The organism is Bradyrhizobium sp. BR 10289 (assembly GCF_019455385.1).
Classification (GTDB): domain Bacteria; phylum Pseudomonadota; class Alphaproteobacteria; order Rhizobiales; family Xanthobacteraceae; genus Bradyrhizobium.
The window spans coordinates 89480-107081 of sequence record NZ_JACOFR010000004.1 but is presented as its reverse complement, the minus strand read 5'-3'; the positions used below and the strand labels follow the sequence as shown (position 1 = coordinate 107081).

Annotated in this window: 13 protein-coding genes; 4 read left to right on the top strand and 9 right to left on the bottom strand. The window is 64.1% G+C overall.

Going from position 1 to position 17602, the window contains the following annotated elements; all coding sequences use genetic code 11:
- Window position 1 precedes the first annotated feature (1 nt).
- The gene (locus tag HYH08_RS09400; protein ID WP_220009493.1) at window positions 2-1192 is read right to left on the bottom strand and encodes a glycosyltransferase family 4 protein; all 1191 of its coding nucleotides are present in this window, start codon (window positions 1190-1192) and stop codon (window positions 2-4) included.
- A gap of 280 nt (window positions 1193-1472) precedes the next feature.
- Between HYH08_RS09400 and HYH08_RS09395 the strand changes: the two genes are divergently transcribed.
- The gene (locus HYH08_RS09395; RefSeq protein WP_220009492.1) at window positions 1473-3569 is read left to right on the top strand and encodes a GumC family protein; all 2097 of its coding nucleotides are present in this window, start codon (window positions 1473-1475) and stop codon (window positions 3567-3569) included.
- 7 nt (window positions 3570-3576) lie between these two features.
- Here the strand turns inward: HYH08_RS09395 and HYH08_RS09390 are convergent, their stop codons facing one another.
- Window positions 3577-4923, bottom strand: a complete 1347-nt coding sequence (locus HYH08_RS09390; RefSeq protein WP_220009491.1) for a lipopolysaccharide biosynthesis protein — start codon at window positions 4921-4923, stop codon at window positions 3577-3579.
- Between the two features lie 436 nt (window positions 4924-5359).
- Here HYH08_RS09390 and HYH08_RS09385 point away from each other — a divergent pair, with 436 nt between their 5' ends.
- Window positions 5360-6583 (top strand): FAD-dependent oxidoreductase, encoded by a 1224-nt coding sequence (locus HYH08_RS09385; RefSeq protein WP_220009490.1) that lies wholly within the window; start codon window positions 5360-5362, stop codon window positions 6581-6583.
- Between the two features lie 11 nt (window positions 6584-6594).
- Here HYH08_RS09385 and HYH08_RS09380 read toward each other — a convergent pair whose 3' ends face one another.
- Window positions 6595-7731, bottom strand: coding sequence for a GNAT family N-acetyltransferase (locus HYH08_RS09380; protein WP_220009489.1), 1137 nt, complete (start codon window positions 7729-7731; stop codon window positions 6595-6597).
- A 220-nt stretch (window positions 7732-7951) separates the two neighbouring features.
- Here HYH08_RS09380 and HYH08_RS09375 point away from each other — a divergent pair, with 220 nt between their 5' ends.
- Both HYH08_RS09375 and HYH08_RS09370 read left to right on the top strand, forming a co-directional pair.
- Window positions 7952-9238, top strand: coding sequence for an O-antigen ligase family protein (locus HYH08_RS09375; protein WP_220009488.1), 1287 nt, complete (start codon window positions 7952-7954; stop codon window positions 9236-9238).
- A 19-nt stretch (window positions 9239-9257) separates the two neighbouring features.
- Window positions 9258-10283 (top strand): glycoside hydrolase family 5 protein, encoded by a 1026-nt coding sequence (locus tag HYH08_RS09370; protein ID WP_220009487.1) that lies wholly within the window; start codon window positions 9258-9260, stop codon window positions 10281-10283.
- A gap of 13 nt (window positions 10284-10296) precedes the next feature.
- Here the strand turns inward: HYH08_RS09370 and HYH08_RS09365 are convergent, their stop codons facing one another.
- The 6 genes from HYH08_RS09365 to HYH08_RS09340 are packed head-to-tail and all read right to left on the bottom strand — an operon-like array spanning window position 10297 to window position 17592.
- Window positions 10297-11418, bottom strand: coding sequence for a M24 family metallopeptidase (locus HYH08_RS09365; RefSeq protein WP_220009486.1), 1122 nt, complete (start codon window positions 11416-11418; stop codon window positions 10297-10299).
- Between the two features lie 37 nt (window positions 11419-11455).
- Window positions 11456-12670 (bottom strand): M20 family metallopeptidase, encoded by a 1215-nt coding sequence (locus HYH08_RS09360; protein WP_220009485.1) that lies wholly within the window; start codon window positions 12668-12670, stop codon window positions 11456-11458.
- A gap of 17 nt (window positions 12671-12687) precedes the next feature.
- Window positions 12688-14262: a nickel ABC transporter ATP-binding protein NikE gene (nikE, locus tag HYH08_RS09355; protein ID WP_220009484.1), complete on the bottom strand. Its 1575-nt coding sequence runs from the start codon at window positions 14260-14262 to the stop codon at window positions 12688-12690.
- Window positions 14259-15089, bottom strand: coding sequence for an ABC transporter permease (locus tag HYH08_RS09350; RefSeq protein ID WP_220009483.1), 831 nt, complete (start codon window positions 15087-15089; stop codon window positions 14259-14261). The genes nikE and HYH08_RS09350 overlap by 4 nt, the downstream gene beginning before the upstream one ends.
- Window positions 15082-16029 (bottom strand): ABC transporter permease, encoded by a 948-nt coding sequence (locus tag HYH08_RS09345; RefSeq protein ID WP_220009482.1) that lies wholly within the window; start codon window positions 16027-16029, stop codon window positions 15082-15084. Before HYH08_RS09345 ends, HYH08_RS09350 begins: the two co-directional genes overlap by 8 nt.
- A gap of 15 nt (window positions 16030-16044) precedes the next feature.
- Window positions 16045-17592, bottom strand: a complete 1548-nt coding sequence (locus HYH08_RS09340; RefSeq protein WP_220009481.1) for an ABC transporter substrate-binding protein — start codon at window positions 17590-17592, stop codon at window positions 16045-16047.
- Window positions 17593-17602 lie beyond the last annotated feature (10 nt).

Here is a 17602-nt window from a genome sequence, read left to right as displayed (position 1 = left end):
GTCAAATGACTTGGCCGAGAATTCGAACGTATTCCTCCACCATGGCGTCTACCGAATAGCGCAGTTTGAGGCCCTTGGCGTTTTGTCGCAGCTCATTGCTCAGAGCTTGGTCGGTCAGCAATCTGGCTACGGCTTCCGAGAGTTTCGCGTGATCGGCGGCATCGACGAAGAGGGCGGTCGGCTTGCCTTCGAAAGACAACACCTCGCGCAGCACCGGAAGATCGGTGACGACCGACGGGACGCCGGCGTTCGCGGCCTCGACCGCGGCGAGGCCAAAGGTCTCGGCCTGCGTTGGGAACACGAAGACGTCGAGGCAGGCGAGAAACGCCGCCATCCGGCGCGGAGGAATTTCGCCGAGCAGATGCAGCCTGTCCGAGACGTCCAACTCATCTGCCAACTGCCGCAGCCGGGCCTCGTCGTCGCCTTGGCCGGCGAGCGCAAGGTGCCAGGATGGCTGATCCGGCAACAGGCGGATCGCCGCATCAAGCCGCTTATGCGGATGCAGCCTTGCGGCGCAGCCGAGCAGGACCCGATCGCGTGGCAGGTTGAATGTCTGTCGTGCCGCTTGCTTCGACAGCGTCAGGGCCTTGTCATCGAAACCGTGCGGGACGTGCATCATGCGCGCGCGATACGCCGCGGGGTAGCGCGAATATTCACGCTCCATGTCGTGCGAATTGAGCGTGATGCGGTCGAAGAAACCGAGGCTGCCCATGACGATGTCGGCGGTGCGGACCGGCCAGCTCATCGACAACGCGGACGATACCTGGTTGGCGACGACAGGCGCGCGGCTGACGAGGCGCGATATGCCGGCGCCGATGACATTGCCGAAATGCTGGAACGTCAGGACCGCGTCGGGCCTGAGGGTCCTGATGTGACGGCCGAGCGTCCACAGCATTCGCAGCAAGGCCAGCGGGTTTCCCGGCCGGCTCGACGCGCAATAGAGCGTATCCGGCGGCTCGTCGAAGGAGGCCGATTTGCGGAAAAAGAACAGATTGGTGACCCGGTAGCCGCGCGCTCTCAGGCCGGCACCGAGCAGCCTGGAGATCTCCTGCGCGCCTGCGTTCTCGGCCTGGGTCTGGACCAGGAGCACGTGCGGCTTCGGTCTGCCGTCATCCGGCCTGGCGGGTGCCGATGTGGCTGACGGTAGCTTCGGTGCATCGCCCGGTTCTGCGCCTGGCTGGTAGTGGAGCACGAGTTCCGACCCGCTAATGAAATGTTCACCTTCTTAATCCGCTACCTACCATGCGAGCACTGAGGGGACACCGATTAGCAACAAACGGAGTTAATGGGCCGCCCGCCGCAAGGGGTGTCTTTCGCGGCTGAATTCGATGATTTCAGGCAGGCGCGAGATGAGCCCGTTAACCAATTGGTCATGATCGCGTGGAGCACGGGGTAACTGCCGATTAACCATAGATATTTACGGTGGACCAAGCCACTGAACAGTGTTCGCCAGTTGAATCCGAGTAAAGTCCATGACGTTCGGTCGCGGCGCAGAGCCGACAAGTTCCGGATCGACCGGTGTCGCCGCGTCGTGGCAGGGCAAGAGTGCGTCGAATGGTGAGGCGCGTGGGACCGCTTCGCGCCTTGGCGGCGTGCTCACCGCGGCTGGTGCGCTCTCCTTCCTGCGAGACAACGCCCGCCGCATCCTGACGCTTGCGCTCGCGATCTTCGCGCTCGGCGTCGTCGTCCTCCTGGTGATCCCGGTGCGATATGCCGCGACCGCGCTGGTCGTCGTCGATCCCCGCGAGCAACGTGTCACCACAGAGCAGGACGTCCTGCCGGGCATCGGGCAAGACAGCGCCGCGCTGCAGAGCCTCGTCGAAGTGGCGAAGTCCGACGGTTTTCTCAAGCCGCTGATCGAGCAGCTCAAGGTTCAGGAAGACGAGGATATTTCCGGGGGACACACCGATCCCGCGCGCCTGCTCGAGCGGTTCCGCAACCGTCTCGATATCTCCCGTCGCGGGCTGACCTACGTCATCGCCATCCGCTTCACCTCGAACCGGTCGGACCGGGCGGCCTATTATGCCAACGCGATCGCCGAGGCGTTCGTCGCGAGCCAGAGGAGCATCCGGACCGAGGCGACGGATGAAGCCGCCGATTGGCTGAGCAGCCGGCTCAAGACGCTGAACGACCGCCTGAAGGCATCGGAGGATGCCGTTGCCGCCTTCAAGCTCGAGCACAGGATCGTCAACGCCGGCAAGGACTCCACGACCCAGCAACTGCGTGTGACCGAGCTGTCGCAGCAGGTTGCTGCCGCGCGGGCCCGGACTGAAGAGGCGAAAGCGCGCTTCGAACAGGCACAGCGCGACGTGAAGGCGAAGGTCGAGAGCCCGATCAAGCAGGATCTGCTGAGCGCCCTGCGCGCGCAGCGTTCCGCGTTGAACGATCAGATCGCGCAAAAGCGTGCGGTGTTCGGCGATCGCCATCCCGACCTCGTGATGTCGTACAGCCAGCTGAACGACCTCAACAGGCAGATCGAGGTCGAGCGCACCAAAGCCATCGACACCGCCAAGTCGGAATACGAGGCCCAACGCGATCAGCAGAGGGCGCTGGAGAGCCAGATGAAGGCGGCGGAATCGCAGCTGCTGGTCGACGGTCAGGCGCTGGTGAAGCTCCAGGAATTGCAGCGCGACGCCGAAGCCAACAGGAACATCTACGAGCAGTTCCTGTCGCGTTCGAAGACGACCAACGAGCAGCGTCTGTTGCAGAGCTCGCAGACCAAGATTGCGTCCTCTGCGATTCCTCCGCTGCGCTCGACCCTCCCGCCACTGCCCCTGCTGCTGGCTGCGCTCGCGATTGGCTCGCTGCTGACGTCGACGGCGGCTGTTGTCGCCATGGGACGCGGATCGGAGAAGGCTGCCGCAGAGGTTCGCGCACCCGATCCGGCACCGCGCCAGCCCGTGCCGGCGTGGCCGCGTCCGCCGCTGTGGGCCCGCATTCCCGATCTCGTGCCTGGCAATGTGCCCAGAAACATCTGGCAAGGGCCGGTCTCCGCGACTGGTGAGCTCGACCTTGGTGCTCATCTCCGCCCGTTGTTCGACAGGCTGGAGAAATTGCCGGCACAACGCGGCAAGATCGTTCTCGTGATGTCGGTCGGCAAGCGCGCCGGCGGCAACACCGTGGCGCGCTCGCTGAACCGCTGGGCCGTGAACAGAGGAAAGCTGAGCGTCCTGATCGGGGTCGAGCCAGACCTCGGCGGTGCCGGAGCCGGCGAGGCAAGAGGGCACGCGGACGGCACGACCACGGCTAGCTTTGCCGGTGTCGACGCGCTCCTCAGTGCCGGCAGGGCGCCCGGCCTGTCGCCTGCCGAAGATATCCGCTCGGAGTTCGATCTGATCGTCGTCCACGCAACCTCGCTGGCGTTGCAGCCGGAGGCGGCGGCGCTCGCCGCTCATGCCGATCTCGTCGTTCTGGTCGCGCGCGAAGATGCGGTCGATTCAGCCGCGATGCGCCGGGTGACGGCCGCGCTCTCCCGCTTCGGCGGCGTGCCGACCGGGATCGTCGTCAATCGAGTGCCTGTCGATCCCTCGGGGCAACGTCGCGGCGAAGTGCTCGGCCTGACGGGTTGATTGAGGTCTAATCGCTGGTGTCGGCGCTGCGAACCGCATAGGTGCGGCGCTTCGAAGCCGAGAAACGTAAGAGCGCCAGAACCGAAGGGTCGACCCCGGTGCGCCGGCGGCAGAGCACGTTGAGCGCGATCGTCGCGAGCGCCAGCGACACGGTCGCGGAGATTGCTGCGCCAAGCACGCCGAGCCAGGGGATCAGCACGAGAAATCCGATCAGCCTTAGCGCAACGTTCGCCGCGACCACGGGGACATAGATGCGCTCGTGGCCGGTAAGTTGAAGGATCGCCGCCGATGGCCCGCCTGCCGCCTGGAACGCGGTTCCGATCGCAAGCACGATCAGGACCCAATGCTGTGCGGCGAAGTGAGGCCCGAACAGGTTGAGCAGATACGGACTGCCGATCCAGATCACGAACAGCCCGCCGGCCACGCAGAGCGCAGTCACTTCCGCCATGAGCTGCAACGTCCGCTCGAATTCTTCGTGGTTCCTGCTGAAGTACAGCGAGGGAAGCCGCCGCGCGCCAAAACTGTAGAGCGCAGCCGACAGCATGGCGAAGATGTTGGCGAGGCGCGAGGCGGCGAAATAGATTCCGGCGGTCGCCGGATCCAGCATCCAGTAGACGAGGATGACGTCGAAATACTGGTTCGCGGCTTCGAGGATGGATGCGACCCAGAAATGAAGCGCGCTCGATCTCCAGCGGGATGTCTCGGAACGCGCCGGTGTGTCGCGAAAATCCGGCAGCGCTTGCGCGATCGCGACGATCTGGGCTCCGAGACCGACCGACATCGCGACCGTCATCAGGGCGATCAGCTCGGCGGGATCGAGCTGACGATGGCCGAACAGCATGGCGAGCAGGAACAGCACCACGATGACCCGCCAGAAGAACTCGCGGTTGCCTTCGCCCATCAAAATGCTGACCAGTGAACGCGCGATCTGGCTGCCGAGCATCAGCCCGGCACTCACGGCCGTGTAGGCCGAAACCGCGAGGATCAACAGCCATCCATCGCCCCGCATGCTCGCCACAAATGCGACCGCGGCGATCGCGATCAGCATCGCGGCGGAGGCGATCCTGAAGCTTGACTGCAGGACGCCCTTGATGAGGTCGGGCCTGTCTCCGACGTGATATTCGTTGAGGTATCGCACCAAGAGCGATTCCTGGCCGACCAGCCCAACTACCGCTGCGATCTGGGCCACTGACAGCCACGTTGCGAAGATGCCGAATCCATCGGGCGACATCGTTCGTGCGGCGAGCGAGAACAACGCGAACGCAAGCGCGCCGCTGCCAACCTTGAGAAGGATGGTCCCGGCAACACCGCGCGTTACGTCGCGCCGCATGAGCTGGATGATGGTCTCGATCATGGAGGTCTTAAGGGGCAACTCTCCCCTGAAGGGATACGTGCTGATATCGGCGAGAGCCTAGCATGGCGGAGAACCGCGAGTGTTAATGCGGGGCTCCCGGAGGCCTGCCCATGACGGCTTCGTTCGGCAATGGCCCGCTGCGTCATGGTGAAACACCTTCGTCCACGTTGTCCCGGATCGAGCAAGAGCGCGCGATCGACCCGCGACGTGATGCCGCTTCTTAAGGGAGGCCGTCATGCATTCCGCCGCAACATCGCCAAGGTCCCTGTATTTGTCAGGCATCCCGAGCAAGCCGCGTGCCGCGGCGGCGCCTGCCGAAGCGGCTCCGGGATTCGTTAACCTCGATCGACGGAAATGATCGCACCCGGCCCTGGGATACGACATCAGGCGAGGTAATTGCACATGGAACCACCGTTAACTCTCGGGAGCCTGGACCATGACGGCGGATATCACCGTGGCCGAGCCGATCGCCGCAGCCTCGGCTGCACCGATCAGCGCTGATATCGCGATCGTCGGCGGCGGTCTTGCGGGTTCGCTTGCGGCAGCCGTTCTGGCGCGGGCAGGGCATCGCGTTGCGCTGGTCGACAAGCGCGCGGTGCATCCGGACGAGTTTCGGGTCGAGAAGATCGGCGGGCAGCAGTTGGAGATGTTCCGCAGGCTCGGCTTCACCGATGCTCTCGCGAAGGCCGGTTGTGGATATGACCGTGTGCTCAATGTCAGGGAAGGCAAGGTGGTCGATGTCAGCGTCAGCCAAGCCTATGGGCTTCCTTATGCCGATCTCGTTGCGATGGCGCGCAGCCAGTTGCCTGACCCATCCAGTCTGATCGTCGACGAAGTCACCGCCGTCGGGTGTAGCGACGATATCCAGCGTCTCGAACTTGCGTCCGGACGGTCCATCGAGGCGCGCCTCGTCGTTCTGGCCACGGGTATGGCTGGAGCGCTCGGTTACAAGCTCGGCATCAAGCGACGCGTGCTGGCCGAGCGGCACTCGGTTTCGTTCGGCTTCACGATCGCCCGGCGGGATGGTGCGCCGTTCGATTTCGAGGCGCTGACCTGCTACGGCGAGCGCACGGCAGACGGTATCGACTATCTCAGCCTGTTTCCGGTGCGTGCGGGCATGCGGGCCAATCTCTTCATGTTCCGCGACCCGGCCGATCCGGTCATGCGCGATCTGCGTCGTGATACGGAAGCGACGTTGTTGCGATTACTGCCGCGATTGCAGCCCTTTCTCGGCGACTTCCGCGTGACGGACCGGGTGCAGAACTGGGTGATGGACCTGTCGGTCGTCGAGGGACATCTCCAGCCCGGCATCGTGCTCATCGGCGATGCGTTCCAGACCAATTGTCCTGCCGCAGGAACAGGCGTTGCCCGCCTGCTGGTGGATGTCGAGCGTCTCTGCACCGAATATGCGCCGCGCTGGCTCGTGACAGAGGGCATGAGCCGGGAGAAGATCGCGGAGTTCTATTCCGATCGCGACAAGATCGCCGCGGACCAGCAATCGCTGAAGATGGCGCGCTTCCGCCAGGCATTGACGTCACGCAACGACATCAGCTGGGATTTTCGGCGCCGGCTTCACTTCCTGCGACGTGGTCTCGCGCACCGGGTCGATCAGATGCGGCCGGGCTGGCTCGCGCGGGTCCGGAGCGCGCTACGCGCCTGAAGGCTTGTCCGTCAGCGCGTGGGCGTCGAAGTGCGGGTTGGCGAGAGCCTGAATTCCGCCATGCGCTTGGCAGCGAGCTTGAGCCAGGGCGCCTGCTTCAGTGCGAACAGAGAGATGGCGCCTATGGTGCTGCCGGCTTCCGTGACCGTCCACATCGGCGAGGGCTGTGCACCGAACAACCTCTTGTACGGCTCGTCACCGATGGTGAAGTCGAGCATCCGGTCGCCGCGCTCGATGCAATCCCGCGCCACCTGCTCGAACATCAGCGCGCCCAGGGACTGACTCTTGTAGCCGTCGATGTCGAAAGCGCTCATGATGACGAGGAAGCTGCTCTGATGGCACAAGCCAAGAACGGCGGCGATCACCTGGTCATCCATCTTCATGGCATAGAGCCGCACAAAGGAGCCGAGACCGCGGACCGCCACGTCGGAATAGAAGTCGTAATATTCGGGACGTTGAAGCAGATCGCCATCGCCTTGCGATTGAAACCGTGGACCGCGGAACTTCCTCATCACGTCCAGCGCGTCGCGGACAGAGGCGCTGTCATCGCAGCATGAGAAGGTCAATGCGCCTTTTCTTTGCAGCTGGCGATATTTCTTCGCGAGCTCCTTCTGGTAGGAGCGCTCCAGCGCGCTGGTCCGCCATTGCTCGAACGGCGCGACGAGCACGGTCGCATAGGCGTTGGTGTCCATCACCACCCTGCGGGGTGCAGCCAGCAGGTTCTCGATCGCAAGCCGGCCGTCCGGCAGCTTGGTCATGCGCAGCAGATCGAAGGGGCGGACGAGACCGCGAATCTCCGCGCATGCGTCCGCATCCCTGAGGAGGTCGGAAAACACCTCCGGGCTGCAAACCGGTGCGAGATAGTCGGAGACGCGGAGGTCGGCAAATTCGACGGTCCGGATCGGCCCGCGCCGGATTCGGAGCAAGGGCAAGACCATTGCTAGGGCGCCTGTCGCGCGGCGGCGCGCCACGATGACGAGAGGCTCCGCCCCGGCATGGAACGCCAGCTTCGTGTAGAGGCTATGCAGCCAGAGCGGATGCTGGAACGCGGTCGCGGCCGAGCCCACGAACAGCTCGGCATATTCAGGAGACAAAAAATCGAAGGCCGGCTCAACGGCGACGTCGAAGGTGCTGCTGGACGTGGTCATGCGTAGCCAGGGAAAATCCTGCAACTCTGGAATGGTCGCTCGAGCCGGAGCCGAAGGTTTATAGCAGGGCAGTGAGGATCGAGATACGGACGGCGCTTGATTTGCATTAATGCATTGAACCCGGCTCGGATCGTTACCTAAACCTTAAGATTCCCTCGGGCATCCGTGTCAGGATAACCCCACTATCAAATAATTAACCGCGATTCAGGAAGGTCATTTCATGGCCAGCCTGCAGACCGAGGTGGATTCCGGGGCACTCGAGAGCGCGATCTGGAAGACGCGCAGCGTTGCCGTGGAGAGGACTGCCAGGTTCGCAATCAGCTGTTCGATCGCCGTCAACGTGGTGGCGTCGATGGGCAACTTCAATGCTGCATTGCTGCCGGCCGAGCTGGGCTATCTGCAACAGGCCATTGCCATCCTGATGTGGAGCGTCCTCATCTATGCCAGCGCATTCGTGCGTCCGTGCCTGCGTCTGCAGTTCAATCCCGATTTGATCGCGCTGGTCGCATTCTACGCCATGGCCGTCATGTCAGTGCTCTGGACCAGCCTGAATGCCGCAGCGATCATGAAAAGCGCCGCGCTGGCGATGACGAGCTTCGGCGCATTCTGCCTAATCACGCGCATCGACCTCGACCATATCGTCAGGGCCACGACTCTCGGGCTCTTCATCCTGGTCGCAGCATCGGCCTTCTTCGCGATTGCCGTGCCCGACGTCGGGATCGACCATAGCTGGATGCACAATGGCCAATGGCAAGGCGTCTTTGAATCCAAGCAGTCGCTTGGCTTCGTCGGCGCTTATCTGATGTTCTTTGCCTGCTACTTGAAAATGAGAGGGCAGGGATGGCCGGCCTTCCTCGCGACGTTCCTTTTGGCGTCGACATGCGTTCTCGCCTCGGAATCGCGCGGCGCCGGCGCTGTCGCGCTGGCTGCCTGTGCGCTGCTCGTGACTTCGATGTGGTCGGTCACCTGCATGAGGCTCTATGCGGTTCTGCCGTTCGTCATGTGCCTGCTGGGCGGGATGCTGATCCTGTATTTCTACACGACCGGCTATGACGCGATCCACGTCGGCGATGCCGTGATTGATTTTACCGAGCGGACCTTTATCTGGCACTACGCCATCAGCCATTTCGAAGATGCCCCGCTGCTCGGTTTTGGGATCAACGGGTTCTGGACGATCCCGTCGATCTACGATTATTTCGAACAGAACCACGGCTGGGTGCTCGACAATTATCACAGCGGTTACATCGCAATCCTGATGGAAACCGGGTTTCTGGGCTACGCCCTTTTCGCCGCCGGCGTCCTGCTGTTCTCGAACAAGATCCTCCATCTGATTGCCGCGCGTGCGATCGACCGGTCGCATTGCGCTCTCATCATCGGGTTTGTCGTCCTCAGCTTTCAGACCAATTTCACGGAGACGTCGTTCCTTCGTTCCACGATGTTCACGTCGGTACTGCTGGTGGCGTTCTTCTTCGCGACGTGCAGGCCGGTGCCGCCGGCCGATTTCTGATTGCCGGAATGGAAGCAAGATGACTGCGATTTGCGCTCGCTGGCCGAGAAGCCTCAGTTTCCTGGGCGCTGTCCTGCTGCTGACGTCAGGGCTCGCGCCCGCGCATGGAGCGGAGCAGGGCGCTGCCAGCGACGTGCCGAAGCTCGGGCGGGGCATCAACATTCTCGGCTATGACGGCATCTGGGAGGGCGGCCAAAATGCGCCGTTCCGCCTCGACAATCTGACGACGATCAAGCGAGCGGGATTCTCGCATGTCAGGATCAATTTCTTCGGCTTCAAGTTCATGGGCGCCGGCAATGTGCTCGACGAGATCGTCCTGCGGCGGCTTGACGCGGTCATCGAAGAAGTTCTCGCACGCGATCTCACCCCCGTCCTCGACGAGCACGACACCCATGTTTGCCAAAGCGATGTCTCCGGATGCGGCGAAAAGCTGAGAACGTTCTGGCGACAGATCGCCGAGCGCTACGCCGGGAAGTATCCGAAACTGGTCTTCGAAGTCCTGAACGAGCCCGGCGGACAAATGACGCTGGCCGACTGGAATACACTACTGAACGAATGTCTTGGAATCATCCGCCGCACCAATCCGGAGCGGCCGGTCATTGCAGCCGTTCTCAACACGGATGACATCGCTGTCGACGCGCTGGCTTTGCCGGCCGACGACAGGCGACTCATCGTCACGTTCCATTATTACGCGCCGATCAAATTCACGCATCAAGGCGCGCCGTGGTCGCGGACGTTCTCGAAAATCGGCCCGTTGGGCTGGGGCGGTCCCGACGATGAAGCGAGGGCTGCGGCCGACTTCGCCAAGATGAAGCTCTGGGCTGAGAAGGAGAAGCGCCCAATTTATCTTGGCGAGTTCGGAGTCTACGAGCGCGCGCCATCCGATAGTCGCGCGCGATATCTGTCCTTCGTGGCGAGAAGCGCCGACAGGCTTGGCTGGTCATGGGCCTACTGGCAGTTCGACCACGATTTCGCAGCCTTCGACAGCGCCCGTCAGGCCTGGAAGCCGGACATTCTGCGCGCCTTGATCCCACCGCCGCGCTGAAGCGGCCAACGACCTAGATCTGGAAAATCTGTCGCGGTGCGCGCGTCAGGCATTCGTGACCTGTTGCCGTCACCAGCACGGTCTCGCTGAGCGCGAGACCGTCGGCTGACACGTACATGTGGAACACCATGCCTTCCTCGAGCGTCCAGTCCGCGTTGGGCAGGAAGATGCGTGAGAAGTCGCTGGTGCGTGGGGTGTGGGCCGGATAGCAGCCGAGCGAATAGCCGGTGATGTTGGGATAGTCGGGCCGCAGGCCGTCGGCAAGAATGGCGTCTCTCGCGAGTGCGTCGATGTCGGCGGCGCTCGCGCCCGGTTTCATTGCCGCGAACTGCCGGTCCTGGATCTCGATCAGGCGGCGTGCGAGCTGCGATCGGCGCGGATCGATCTCGCCGATCACGGCCGACCGCATCAGGCGGGCGCTGTAGCCCTCGATGTACGGCAGCAGCTCCATGTGCAGGATGTCGCCCTTGGCTAGCGGTGCGCTGGTCAGTCCGCCGTGCAGGAAGGCGTTCCCGACGCCGGCAGTGATGATGCCCGCACGCGCCGCGTCTGCACCTTGCTGCATGAACACCTGATAGACGGCCGCCGCGGCGTCGCGGGCTGATCGGCCTTCGCCCGATGCTTTCAGGGCGGCATCGATGCCGAGGTCGCCGATGCCTGCGGCGCGTCGAAGCACGGCGATCTCCCTTGCGCTCTTCCGGGCGCGGAGCTGCGCCATGACGCCGGAGAAATCGACAAAGCGCGCGTCCGGCAGCTGCGTCGCCAGATGCTTGAAACGCGACAGCGGCATGCAATAGGAGTCTTCGTCGAGCCCGACGCGGCCTGTTGCATGGCCCAGCGAACGAATCGTGTCGGCGAGTACCGTGACCGGGTCTTCCCAGTCGGCAAAGGCGACGGAGCGCGACAGCCACGAGCTTTCGGTGAACGGACCAAGGTCGACGGCGCGAAGGATCATGACCGGCTCGCCGTCGCGCGGCAGCAGGCAGGCCCGGTACATGTTCTCCGAGATCAGGAAGCCGGTGAGATAGGCGACGAACTCGCTCTGATCGACGATCAGGATATCGAGATTGCGTGCCGCCATCTGCTCGCGCACGCGCTCGACTCGTGCGCCATATTCGTCGATCGGAAACAACATCGTCGTTCGCCTTGGTGGGACGCGCCTTCGACGCTCGTCAGCCGCAGATCTCGAGGATCGCGAGCATGTAGATGCGGATCATGTCGACGAAGTCGGCGACATCGACCCGCTCGTCCGGCATGGTATTGTAGCGGCCGCCAGGACCGCAGACGATACCTTCCATCTTTCCGTAATAGTGCAGATGACCGGCATCGGTGCCGTAGAAGCAGCTCGGCGCAACGGGGCCGGTCGGCTGGTCCTCGCCGCGCACAGCGCGATAGGCGCGGTTGACCGCAGCAACGATCGGGCTCGTGCGCGCCACCTCGAACGGCGGCATGGTCGGCACGCCCGCGCGGTCCTCCGACATGATCTTGGCCTTGAGCCCGGGAAAGCGCGCTTCGAGCGCATCGAGCTCGCGGCGCATGTCGGCCATCGCGCCGGCTTCGGTCTGCCCCGGCGCATACCGGCCCGAACCCTTGATCCGTACGAAGTCCGCGACCTGGGGCGTGCGCCATTCGTGCAGCTCGCGCCCGAGCGCGCCGTGGACGACGCCGACGTGGACGCGGTTGATTTTTTCGTGCGCGGGCGAGAGGGCGCCCGAGAATTTCATCGCATTGAGGCGCGGAATGAGGTCGCAGGCCGCCGTGATCGCGTCGACCGCCTCCTCGCGCTTGGACAGATGGCGGGTGTTGCCGGTGAGCTCGATGATGAACATGAACGCCGCTGCGTGCATGGTCATCGCCTTCAGGTCGGTCGGCTCCGAATTGATGAAATAGTCCGCGCGCAGTCCTTGCTCGACCAGCGAATAGGTGCCGACGCCACCCTGCAGCTCGCCAACCACGTAGGTCAGGATGACGTCGCCGCGCAATTTGACACCGGCATCGATCAGCGTCTTCACCGCGCAGAAATAGGCGGCGTCGCCGGCCTTCATGTTGGAGACGCCGATGCCGTAGATGAAGTCGTCGTCCACCTTGCCGGCCCAGGGATCGACCGTCCAGCCCTCGGTCACCGGATTGGTGTCGAGATGGCCGTTGAACATCAGGCTCTTGCCGCCGCCGGTGCCTGTCCAGCGGCCGACGGCATTGACGCGTCCTTCATTGCCGAAGGGCGCGAGCTCGGCCTCGAGTCCGAGCTCGCGCATGCGGCCTGCCATGAACGCGGCGAGCTGCTTCTCGCCGTCCGTCTTGGAGTAGCTCTTGTGCTGCACCATGCGCGACAGCAGGCCAAGCGCGGCGGGCACATCGATCCGGGCGAGAAGGGCGTTGTGATCCATGGGGGAAATCCTTGTCGTCAGCCGACCGGTACGGGGGAGGCGGCCATCAGTTCTCTCGTGTAGGGATGGACGTGATCTGCATCGAAATCCTCGATCGGCAACAGGTCGACCATCTCGCCCCCGCGCATCACGGCGATGCGATGGGCGATTTGACGGATCAGGTTGAGATCGTGAGTGATGAAGAGGAAGGCGGTGCCGGTCGCGGCGCGCAGCGCCAGCAGCAATTCGATGATCTGCGCCTGTACGGAAACATCCAGTGGCGCGGTGATCTCGTCGCAGATCACGAGCTTCGGCCGTGCGGCAAAGGCCCGTGCGATGGCGACGCGCTGCTTCTCGCCGCCCGACAGCTGGTGCGGCCAGCGACCAGCATAGGGCGCCGGCAGACGAACCTGCTCGAGCAGGCGGGGAATCTCGGCGGCGCTGCCGCCGTAGAGCTTGAGTGGACGTGACAGGATCTCGCCGACCTTGTGGCGCGGATTGAGCGAGGCATCCGGATGCTGGAAGATGATCTGGACGTCGCGGCGGTAGGCCGCGTTCATGTCGCGCGCGGCCGTGATCTCGTGATTGTCGAAGCGGACTTTTCCCGAAAAGCGGGCAAGGCCGGTGAGCGCGCGCGCCACCGACGATTTGCCCGAGCCGGATTCGCCGACGAGGCCGAGAATTTCTCCGGCCCGCACGTCGAGGCCGATGCGCCGCGTCGCGGGCGGTGGCGCCTGGCGGAAGATACTGGCGCGGCCGTAATGAACTTCGATGTCCGAGGCCGCGAGCAGAACTTCGTCACCGGGCTTGTCGTGAATGAGGCGCCGCTCCGGCCGCGGCACGGCCTGCACCAGGGCCTTCGTATCGGCATGGCGCGGCGCACGGAAAATATCGGCGGCCGGCGCCTCTTCCACCAGACGGCCATGTTTCAGCACGACCACGCGGTCGGCGACCCGTGTCACCAGTGCGAGATCGTGAGAGATGTAGAGCGCGGCGACGCCGGTCTCTTCGCGCAGACGGGCAAACAGCTCAAGAATGCGTGCGCCGGTGATGACGTCGAGTGCCGTGGTCGGCTCGTCGAACAGGATGACATCTGGCCTGCAGCCGAACGCGGTGGCGATGATGACCCGCTGCTTTTCGCCGCCGGAGATCTCGTGCGGATAGCGCCGCATGATCGCGGCGGGATCGCGCAGCTCGACATGACCGAGCAGGTCGATGGCGAGCGCATCGGCCTCGCGTTTGCTGAGGCCGCGATGCTGGATCAGCGTCTCCGTCACCTGCCGTCCGATCGGGAGCGTCGGGTTGAGCGCGGTCGACGGATCCTGGAACACCATGCCGAGCCGGCGGCCGCGGATTTTTGTCAGCTCGCGCGGGTGGAGGCGCAGGAGGTCGGTATCGCCGAGACGCAGAGTGCCCGAGATCTCGCGGGCATTTTCGGGCAGATGGCGCATCAGGGCCCAGGCGAGCGAGCTCTTGCCGGAGCCGGACTCGCCGACGAGGCCCAGCACCTCGCCGGGTGCGATCTCGAGCGAAATGTCGTGCAACACGCGCACGGGACCCGCGGCCGTCGCGTAGTCGAGCGTGTAGTTCTTGATGGCAAGGGCCGGTATCACCGCTCGTCCTTCGGATTGAGAGCGTCGCGAAGGCCATCGCCCAGGAGATTGAAGGCAACGGCGGTGAGCGCGATCGCAGCGGACGGCGCGATCAGCCCCCACGGCGCCTGATACATGTATTGCCGGGCGTCGGCGACCATGAGGCCCCATTCGGAGGCAGGCGGCTGCGCGCCGACGCCGAGGAAGCTGAGCGTTGCGAACAGCATCACCGCAAAGGACACGCGGATGGTGGATTCGATCACGATCGGCGCCATCGCATTGGGCAGCATTTCGCGGAAGATGATCCACGCCGCGCTTTCGCCGCGCGCGACGGCCGCCTTGACGTAGTCCTGGTTCCGGATGTTGAGCGCGACCGAACGGGTCACCCGCGCCATGCCGGGCGCGAAGGCGATCGCGACCGCGATGACAGCATTGCCGGCGCCGTTGCCGAGCGTCGAGACCAGCAGCAGGGCCATCAGAAGGCCCGGGATCGCCATCACGGCGTCGTTGGTGCGCATGATGGCCTCGTCAATCCGGCCACCGAGATAGGCCGAGCCGACGCCGATGATGGCACCGGCGGCGCTGCCGGCCAGGGTCGCGATCAGCGCCATCGGCACGGTCGAGCGCGCGCCGACCATCAGGCGGCTCAGGATGTCGCGGCCGAATTGATCGGCGCCAAGCCAGTTCTGCCAGCCGGGTGCGCGAAACCGGCCGAGAAAATCGATCTTCTCCGGCGCATAAGGCGCGAGCGCCGGCCCGAACAGGCACGCCATGGCGATGAGCGCCAGCAGCGCGATCCCGACAAAGCCCTGCGGCCTTCGGATCAGGCGGACGAACAGTTCAGTCATAGCGGATCCGCGGGTCGAGAAACGCGTAGGCCATATCGGCGAGCGTATTGGTGACGGCGTAGGTCGCCGCCATGATCAGCGCTCCCGCCTGGATCGACGGCAGGTCGCGCGTCGTGATGGCGACCATCAGCGCGCGCCCGATACCGGGGATGGCAAAGATCTCCTCGATCACGATGATGCCGCCGAGGAGGTAGCCGACATCGAGCGCAATGATCGTCACCACCGGCAGCAGCGCGTTGCGCAATGCGTGGCGAAACAGCACCGTGCGTTCCGGCAAGCCCTTCAGGCGTGCGGCACGGATGTAGTCGGACTTCAGTACGTCGAGCGTCTCGGAGCGCATCATGCGCACGACGTGAGCGATCAGGATGACGGAGATGGTCAGCACCGGGAGCGCCAGATGACGGATACCATCGCCAAAATCCTCCAGCAGCGAGACGTAGCCGGTGGCCGGCAGCCAGTGCAGCGTGTCGGCCAGCAGCAGCGCAAGCAGCGTTGCGGTGACGAATTCGGGCAGCGAGACCCCGAGATAGGCAATCAGGCTGACGCCGGTATCGGTGAGCTTGCCTTGTCGCAGTGCCGCTACGACCCCGAGCGGCACGGCGACGAGCAGCGTGACGAGGATCGATGACACCGTGAGTAGCAGCGAACGCGACAGCGCCGTCAGCATGTCGGGACCGACAGGTTGGCTCGTCCGCATCGAGATGCCGAAATCGCCGCTGAAGATGCGGCCGGCCCAGTGCAGGTATTGCTGCCAGGCCGGCGCATCAAGCCCGAGCTTTGCCCGGAGCGCGGCGAGCATTTCCGGCGTCGCATTCTCGCCAAGCAGCGACTGGGCCGCGTCGGCCGGCAGGATCTGTGTGATGGCGAACACCAGCATCGAAACCACGATGACGGTGTACACCATCAGCATCAACCGGCGCACCAGCCAAGCCAGCGACACAAGATGTCTCCGGCGTCAGGCGCGCTTCGGCGCACCGGCGCCGAGCGAGACCATGTCGAGGCGGAACACCGAGCCGCGCGGATGCAGCGTGTAGCCTTCGACATAGGCGCGCTGGGCGGCGAGAAGATCGAAGAACGCCGAGATCACCGAGGGAACCTCCGCGTTCATCAATTCCTGCGCCTTGGCGTAGAGTGCGGTGCGCTTGGTCTCGTCGGTCTCGACCCGCGCCGCATTGACGACAGCGTCGAATTCGCTGTTGTTCCAGCGTGTCTCGTTCCAGGTCGCGTTGGACGTGTAGAGCAGGTTGAAGATCCCATCCGCGGTCGGCTGCATGTTGTAGAAGCCGACGTAGAAATTGCCCTTCTTCCAGACCTGGTCGAGATAGGTCGCGTGCGGCATCGTCTGCACGTTGATGCGGAAGCCGGCTGCGGCCGCCATTTCGCGAACCGCGACGCCGAGCTGGGTGCGGGTGGTGGGCCGGTCGGAGGCGACCAGCGTCAGGTCGATGCCGCCCGGATAACCTGCTTCGGCGAGAAGCTGCTTAGCTTTGGCGATATCGGGCTTCTTCTGCGGGATATTCTTGTAAAAGTGATAGGCGGAGTTGAGCGGGGTGTCGTTGCCCGGCGTTCCGTAGCCGCCGGCGACGAAGCCGACCGTCGCCTCGCGGTCGACCGCCAAAGCGAGGGCCTGGCGGACCCTGATGTCATTGAACGGCTTCTGGTCGCATCCGAGATTGATATTGAGGAACTGGCCAGAGGGCGTGCGCAGCGCCTTGACGCCGCTGGCCTTCGCGAGGCGCTCATACTCGCCCGGTGTCGTGGTCAGGAGCAGGTCGATCTCGCCGGAGATCATCGCCGAGGCTTCTGCGGTGCGGTCGGGATAGACGAGCAATTCCACGCGGTCGAGGTAAGGCCTCGTCGGGTCGTAATAGGCGGCGTTGCGTTCGACCACGATCTTCCGGTCGGGCTCATACGACACCAGCTTGAACGGCCCCGTGCCGTTCGCCGTCGTCGACAGGCTGGCGAGGTCGGACGCGATGACCTTCGCCGGAACGATCCGCGCGTTGAGATAGGTGAGAGCGACCGGCAGGTCGGCATAGGCGCCGGAGAGCGTGAACTTGACGGTCAGGGGATCGATCGCCGCAACCTCCTTGATCGGGCCGACATTGGTCCGGCCAGGCGAGGCGGTCTTCGGATCGAGGATGGCGCTGATGCTTGCCACGACATCGGCCGACGTCAGCGGCGAGCCGTCGTGGAACGTCACACCCGGGCGCAGCTTGAAGGTCCATTCCGTGCGCGTCTCGTTCGGCTCCCAGGAGATCGCGAGATCCGGCTCGACGGTCATGTCGGGCTTCAGACGGGTCAGGTTGGAGTAGAGCAATTCGGTGACGAGATATTCCGGATTGACCCGCGCCAGCATCGGATGAATCACCGAGGCCGCCTGGTCCAGCGACATCCGCAGCACGCCGCCGCGCCTGGGCGTGTCGGCGACCGCAATCCTGGGCAAGGTGATCAGGCTGATGGCAGTCCCGGCGAGAAAAAGACGGCGGGTGACGGACAACATCGGAGTACGC